This window comes from Longimicrobium sp., assembly GCF_035474595.1.
In the GTDB taxonomy this organism is placed as follows: Bacteria; Gemmatimonadota; Gemmatimonadetes; order Longimicrobiales; family Longimicrobiaceae; genus Longimicrobium.
In genome coordinates this window covers 1-7,785 of sequence record NZ_DATIND010000035.1, presented here as the reverse complement: position 1 = coordinate 7,785, position 7,785 = coordinate 1, and the positions used below count along the sequence as shown (strand labels likewise).

Below are 7,785 nucleotides of genomic sequence, written 5' to 3'. Positions count from 1 at the left end.
GGGCTCCGCCCCGACTCCCACCGCGAGCACCTCCACCCTCTGATTTCGACGCGACGACTCGGGCTCGTCACCCACTCCCGGCTGTCAGATTTTCGGCCGCCAGAAGTGTCAGACTTTCACCCGGCGTTGACAGCTTCCCGTCTGCATGCTGGAGGGATGGCACCATGCCGGGATTCCGGGATTCCTCTTCGGGCACGTCACCCGTTGGCTTTCGTCCGGCCGCGGGGTGATGTTCCACACCTGGAAGCCGTGAAGTTGCCCTGGATGGGGTAGTGCCGGCGAGGCCGAGGCGAGGCAGGGCTGCGACCGCGGTCCTGCCTGCATCCGTTTTCAGGTCGTTCGTGATCAATCAGCCGCGGCGAAGCTTGGCGACTTGCAGCCGGTCCAGTAATCGGCGAGGTTTCGTCAACACATTTATTACAGTGTCTCAAATTACGCTGTAATGGTTTCTGGCAACGGAAGGTGAGCACTTCATCCCGCAAGCGTACCCAGTGATCCTTTAGTGTGCTAAAGATTGTTTAGGGCTGTTAAGCGTGGTAATTACTTACATAGAGAGCAACCTTTTTTCTTTGTATGCCATTATGCTGCGTTTTATCCATACGTTTTCGGTGAATAGTTGACTAACTGCCAGATGAGTTATTACTGTGTTTGACCGGAGCCGGGGTCGTAGATCTAAAAACGGCTGTTACAGGTAGTGGGCGGGCGGCTACAGGCTCTCCGCACGCCACGTGGGGACACCACCGGGAGCTGCACGTGGAGCGTTCTTCCACTCCGCCGTACGCAGAGGGCACGAGGCCCACGCACGTCCATCCCTGGAACGACGCCGCGCGCGACTACCCGCGCGGCTGGTGCGTGCACCAGATGGTGGAGGCGCAGGCCCGCCGCACCCCGGGCGCCGTGGCCGTGAGCTGCGGCGCGCGGCGGCTCACCTACCGCGAGCTGGACGCGCGCGCCAACCAGGCCGCCCACCTGCTGCGCCGCCACGGCGTGGGGCCGGACGTGCTGGTCGGCGTGTACATGGAGCGTACGCCGGAGCTGGTGGCGGCCATGCTGGGCGTGCTGAAGGCGGGCGGCGCCTACGTGCCGCTGGACCCCGCCTACCCTCGCGCGCGCGTGCGGCTGATGCTGGCCGACACGCGCGTCCGCGTGCTGCTCACCGATCCGCGGCTCGCGGGGGCGGTGGAGGCGGGGGACGCAGCGGTGGTGGCGCTCGACGACCGGTGGCAGGCGCCGGCGGGCGAGCCGACGGAGCCCGTGGACGCTGGCGTGGACCCGGAGAACCTGTCGCACGTCATCTACACCTCCGGCTCCACCGGCACCCCCAAGGGCGTGCAGATCCGCCACGCCAGCGTGGTGACGCTGATCCGCTGGGCGCCCAGGGCGCTGGGGATCGGCGAGGGCACGCGGGTGCTGGCCTCCACCTCCGTCTGCTTCGACGTGCACGTGGCGGAGACGTGGGTGCCGCTGTCGCTGGGCGCCCGCATCGTCCTCGTTCCCAACGCGCTGCATCTGGCCTCGCTCCCGGCGGACGAGCGGGTGGAGGTGGCGTCGATGGTGCCCTCGGCCGCCGCCGAGCTGCTGCGCATGGGTGGCATCCCCGCCTCGGTGCGCTCGTTGAACCTGGGCGGCGAGCCGTTGCGCAACGAGCTGGCGCAGGACCTCTACCGCGCCCTTCCCGAGCTCCGGCAGGTCGTAAACCTCTACGGACCCACGGAGGACACGACCTATTCCACGTACGCCGTCCCCCCGCGCGGCACCGAGCGCACGATGCCCGTGGGGTGGCCCGTGGCGGACACCAGGCTGTACATCCTGGACGACCAGCTGCGCCCGGTCGCGGACGGCGAGACGGGGGAGATCTGGATCGCGGGCGGCGGGCTGAGTCGCGGATACCTGCGACGCCCGGCCGCCACGGCGGAGAAGTTCGTCCCCGACCCGTTCACCCCCGTCCCCGGCGCGCGGATGTACCGCACCGGCGACCTGGGACGCGGCGGCGGGGACGGGCAGGTGGACTGCCTGGGGCGCACGGACCACCAGGTGAAGGTGCGCGGCTACCGCGTGGAGCTGGGCGAGGTGGAAGACGCCCTGCGCCGCCACCCCGCCGTGGCCGACGCCGTCGCCACCGTGCGCGAGGACGCGCCCGGCGACCGCGTGCTGGTGGGCTACGTGGTGGCGGAGGCCGGCGAGGCGCCGCGGGCGGAGCTGAAGGCGTTCCTCCGGGACCGCCTGCCGGAGTACATGGTCCCCACCTTCGTGGTCGCGCTGGGCGAGCTGCCGCGGCTGCCCAACGGCAAGGTGGACCGCGGTGCCCTTCCCGCGCCGGCGGTGGACGCGGAGCGCGCGTACGTGGCGCCCCGCACGCCGGCGGAGGATGCCGTCTGCCGCGTGTGGCAGGAGGTGCTGGGCGTGGACCGCGTGGGCGTGGAGGACGACTTCTTCGACCTGGGCGGCCACTCGCTGCGCGCCACGCAGGTGGTCTCGCGGCTGCGCCATGCGTTCGGCGCGCAGCTGGCGCCGTTCGCCGTGTTCGAGCTGCGCACCCCGGCGGAGCTGGCGCGCGCGGTGGAGCGCGGCGGCGCGGCGCACGACGGCGTCCCCGCGCTGGTCCCCGCCCACCGCGACCAGCCGATCCCGCTCTCCTTTTCCCAGCAGGCCATCTGGTTCTTCCAGGAGCTGTCGCCGGGGATGCGGTCGTACAACTTCCAGGCGGCCATCCGCTTCCAGGGCCGGCTGGACGTCCCCGCGCTGCAGGCCGCGCTGGGGGAGATCGTCCGCCGCCACGAGATCTTCCGCACCGTCTTCCGGGCGGTCGACGGCGTGCCGCGGCAGCTGGTGCGGGAGCCGTGGCCCGTCCGCCTGGACGTCGCCGACCTTCGATCGATCCCGGAGCAGGCGCGCGAGGGGCAGCTGGAGCGCCTGCTGCGCGCCGAGTTCATGAAGCCGTTCCACCTGGGTGAGCTTCCGCTGATCCGCTGGACGCTGTACCGCACGGCGGACGACGCGCACGTGCTGGCGTCGGTGGAGCACCACTTCGTCCACGACGGGTGGAGCTTCGGCCTGTTCCTGCGCGAGCTGGCGGCGCTGTACGCGGCGTTCGCGGAGGGGCGCCCGTCGCCGCTGGACCCGCCCGAGGTGCAGTTCGCCGACTACGCGGTGTGGCAGCGCACGTGGATGCGCACCCCCGAGGCGGCGCGGCAGCTGGCGTGGTGGAAGGAGCGGCTGGCCGGCGTGCCGCCCGTGCTGGAGCTCCCCGCGGACCGGCCGCGCCCGGCGGAGATGAGCTTTCGCGGCCGCTCGCTGCGCTACCGCCTGCCCCCGGCGCTGGCGCTGCAGGCGCTGGAGTTCAGCCGCCGCCACGGCGTGACCCTCTACGTGACGCTGCTGGCCGCCTACCAGGCGCTGCTGCACCGCTACACGGGCGCCACCGACTTCGCCGTGGGCGGCGGGGTGGCCAACCGCAACGAGCGCGCGGCGGAGTGCGTGATCGGGATGATCGTCAACACGGTGGCGCTGCGGGCGGACCTGGCCGGCGATCCCACCGTGGACGAGCTGCTGCGCCGCGTCCGCGACACCACCTTCGACGCCTACGCGCACCGCGAGGCGCCCTTCGGCGAGGTGGTGGAGGCGGTGCAGCCGGAGCGGCGGCTGAGCCACCTCCCCATCTACCAGACGGCGTTCAGCTTCCACGACGCGCCGTACCCCCCGTTCGACCTGCCGGGGGTGCGGATGGGCGTGACCGAAGCGCTGAGCAACGAATCCGCCAAGTTCGACCTGCAGGTCATCTGCATCCCCCGCGGCAGCCAGCAGGCCGGGGCGGACGACGAGGTGACCATGCTGTGGGAGTACGCCACCGACCTCTTCGAGGCGGAGACGGTGGTGCGGATGGAGAAGCACTACCGCTCCATCCTTCGCGCCATGCTCGCGGACCCGCAGGCCCGCGTTTCCGCGCTGCCGCTGCTGGCGGACGAGGAGCGGGCGCGGGTGGTGGAGGGATGGAACGCGACGGCGGCGGACTACCGCGTGGACGCGCCGGTGCACCGCCTGGTGGAGGCGCGGGTGGACGCGGCGCCAGACGCCGTGGCGGTCTCGGCGGATGGATTCCGCCTGTCGTACGGGGAGCTGGACCGCGGCGCCAACCGCATCGCCAACGCGCTGATCGCGCGCGGGGTGCAGCGGGGAGACCGCATCGCGGTGTGCATGGAGCGCTCGCCGGAGCTGGCCGCGGCGCTGCTCGGCGTGCTGAAGGCGGGCGCGGCGTACGTGCCGGTGGACCCCGCGTACCCCGCGGACCGCATCGCCTTCATGCTGCAGGACACGGGCGCGCCCGTCCTCGTCGCGCAGATGGCGCTCAAGGAGCGGGTCTCCGGCTTCGGCGTCTCGCTGCTGGCAGTGGATCGCCTCGCGCGCATCTCCGAGCACGCGTCGCCCGAGCGGCCGCGGCAGCGGGTGAACGGGGCGGACCTGGCGTACGTCATTTACACCTCCGGCTCCACCGGCAAGCCCAAGGGGGTGATGGTGGAGCACCGCGCGCTGGCCAACCTCTGCGGCTGGCACGCGGCGGAGTTCGGCGTGACGGCGGCGGACCGCGCGACGCTGGTGGCGGGGGTGGGCTTCGACGCCAGCGCGTGGGAGACGTGGCCGTACCTGGCGCGCGGCGCCAGCCTGCACGTGCCGCGGGAGGAGCTGCGCACCGCCCCCGCGGAGCTGCTCGACTGGCTCGTCCAGCGGGGGATCACGATCGGCTTTCTCCCCACGCCGCTGGCGGAGAGCGTGCTGCCGCTCCCGTGGCCCGCGGACGCGCCGCTGCGGACGATGCTCGTCGGCGGCGACCGGCTGCGCTCGCGCCCGGCCGCGTCGCTCCCCTTCCGCCTGGTCAACAACTACGGGCCGACGGAGAACACCGTCGTCGCCACCAGCGGCGCCGTCGCGGCGGAGGGCGACGGGCTGCCGCCGATCGGGCGGCCGGTCGGCAACACGACGGCGTACGTGCTGGACGGCTACGGCAACCCCATGCCGCACAAGGTGCCGGGCGAGCTGTTCGTGGGCGGCGCGCAGGTGGCGCGCGGCTACCTGGGGCGCCCGGGGATAACGGCGGAGCGCTTTCTCCCCGACCCCTTCTCGCGGACCCCGGGCGCACGGATGTACGCCACCGGCGACCGCGTGCGCTGGACGGCAGAGGGGGAGATCGACTTCATCGGCCGCACGGACTTCCAGGTGAAGGTCCGCGGCTTCCGCATCGAGCCGGGCGAGATCGAGACGGCGCTGCTGGAGCACGAGGGCGTGCGCGAGTGCGCGGTCCTGGCGCGCGAGGACGCGGGCGAGAAGCGGGTGGTGGCGTACGTGGTGGGCGACGTGGAGACGGACGCGCTGCGCGCGCACGTGCGCCGTATCCTGCCGGACTACATGGTACCTGGCGCGTTCGTCGCCCTGAACCGGTTGCCGCTGACTCCGAACGGGAAGCTGGACCGAAAGGCGCTGCCGGCGCCGGAGTACGCGGCCGACGCGGACCGGTACGTGGCGCCGCGTACCCCCGTGGAGGAGGTGCTGGCCGAGATCTGGGCGGAGGTGCTACGCCTGGAGCGGGTGGGAGTCCAGGAGAGCTTCTTCGATCTGGGCGGACACTCGCTGCTGGCTACGCGGGTGGTCTCGCGCATCCGCGAGGTGTTCGGGGTGGAGGTGCCGCTGCGGGCGCTCTTCGAGGGACCCACGGTGTCGGAGCTGGCCGGGCGCGTGGAGGAGATGCGGCGCGCGGGCGAGGGTGCCGCCCTCCCACCGCTGACTCCCGTTCCCCGGGAGGCGCCGCTGCCGCTGTCCTTCGCGCAGGAGCGGCTCTGGTTCCTGCACCAGATGGAGCCGGAGGGCGCCGGCTATAACATGCCCCGGTCGCGCCGGCTGCGGGGGAGCCTCGACGTGAGCGCCCTGGAGCGGGCGCTGGGCGCGTTGACGGAGCGGCACGAGGCGCTGCGCACCACGTTCCGCCCGGTGGAGCAGGGCGCCGTGCAGGTCGTGCACCCGGCCGCGCCCGCGCACCTGCCCGTGCTGGACCTCACCGGACTCGCGCCGCAGGCGCGCGAGCAGGAGGCGCGCCGCCTGGCGCAGGAGGACGCGGAGCGCCCCTTCGACTTGGAGCGCGGTCCGCTGCTGCGCGCGACGCTGGTGCGGCTCGCGGACGAGGAGCACGTCCTCCTCCTGTGCATGCACCATATCATCAGCGACGGTTGGAGCATGGGCGTGCTCTTCCGCGAGCTGTTCACCCTCTACGAATCGGCATCGCCGCTGCCGCCGCTGGCGGTGCAGTACGCGGACTTCGCCGTGTGGCAGCGCGGCTGGCTACAGGGCGAGGTGCTCCGCCGTCAGCTCGCCTGGTGGCGGGAGCGGCTGGGCGGCGCGCCCCCCGTGCTGGAGCTCCCGACCGACCGCCCGCGCCCCGCGGTGGCGAGCTCGCGCGGCGCTTCGCATGGGTTCCGCCTTCCCGCAGACGTCACCCGCGGGCTCCGCTCCCTCGCCCGGCGGGAAGGGGCCACGCTCTACATGGTGACGCACGCTGCCCTCGACCTGCTGCTCTCGCGCTGGTCGGGGCAGGAGGACCTGGTCGTCGGCTCGCCGATCGCGGGACGCACGCAGGTGGGGACGGAGGGGCTGATCGGCTTCTTCGTCAACACGCTCGCGCTGCGCATCGATCTTTCCGGCGACCGGTCGTTCCAGGAGCTCGTGCGCCGCGTGCGGGAGACGGCGCTGGGGGCGTACGCCCACCAGGAGCTGCCCTTCGAGCGGCTGGTGGAGGAGGTCGCTCCGGAGCGGGGCCTGTCGCACACGCCGCTCTTCCAGGTGATGTTCGCGCTCCAGAACGTGGACGCCGGCCAGGGGGCCGGCACCGCCGGGCTTCGGCTGGAGCCGTTCGGGGGCGAGATCCGGACGGTGCGCTTCGACCTGGAGCTGGACCTCCACGAGGTGGGCGAGGAGCTGGTCGGGAGCCTGCGCTTCCGGACCGACCTGTTCGACGCCGCCACCATCGAGCGCTTCGCGGCGCAGTACCAGACCCTTCTTGGCGCCGTCTGCACTGCGCCGGAGGAGCGTCTGTCGCGCCTGGCGATTCTGCCCGCGGAGGAGGCGCGGACGCTCCTGGCGTACGGGAGCGGTCCCGCCCGCGAGGACACGGGCGGCGTCCCGGTGCACCTGCTCTTCGCAGCGCAGGCCGCCCGCACGCCGGAGGCCGCGGCCATCCTGTTCGAGGGGGAGTCGCTCACCTACGCCGAGCTGGACGAGCGGACCGAGCGCCTCGCCCGGCGCCTGCGCGCCCTCGGCGTGGGTGTCGGGACGACGGTCGCCGTGTGCCTGGAGCGCGGCCCGGGTGTGCTCGTGGCGCCGCTGGCCGTGTGGAAGGCGGGCGGCGTCTACCTGCCGCTCGATCCCACCCACCCGGCGGAGCGGCTGTCCTTCCTGCTCGGCGACTCGGGCGCGGAGCTGGTGGTCACCGAGCGTGCGCTGGCCGGGCTGCTGCCGGAGCGGGAGGTGGAGGTGGTGCTGCTGGACGGAATTCCCACTCTCCAGGGCCGGGGGGGAGCGGAGGGGGGTGGCGCGGCGACGGCGGACGTCCTGCCGGGCGACCTGGCCTACCTGATCTACACGTCGGGATCGACGGGCACACCCAAGGCGGTGATGGTGGAGCACGCGCAGCTCACCCACACCCTGCGCGCCAGCCTCGAAACGCTCGGCTTCGCCCCCGGCGACGTGGTGGCGGCGCTCGCTTCGACCTCGTTCGACATCTCGCTGCTGGAGCTGGTCACG

1 protein-coding gene is annotated in these 7,785 nt (G+C 72.5%); it reads left to right on the top strand.

All coding sequences use genetic code 11. The annotated features are described in order from the left end of the window. Positions 1 to 753: 753 nt before the first annotated feature. The coding region (locus VLK66_RS05915) for a non-ribosomal peptide synthetase (protein WP_325308458.1) at positions 754 to 7,785 on the top strand (7,032 nt) is incomplete at its 3' end.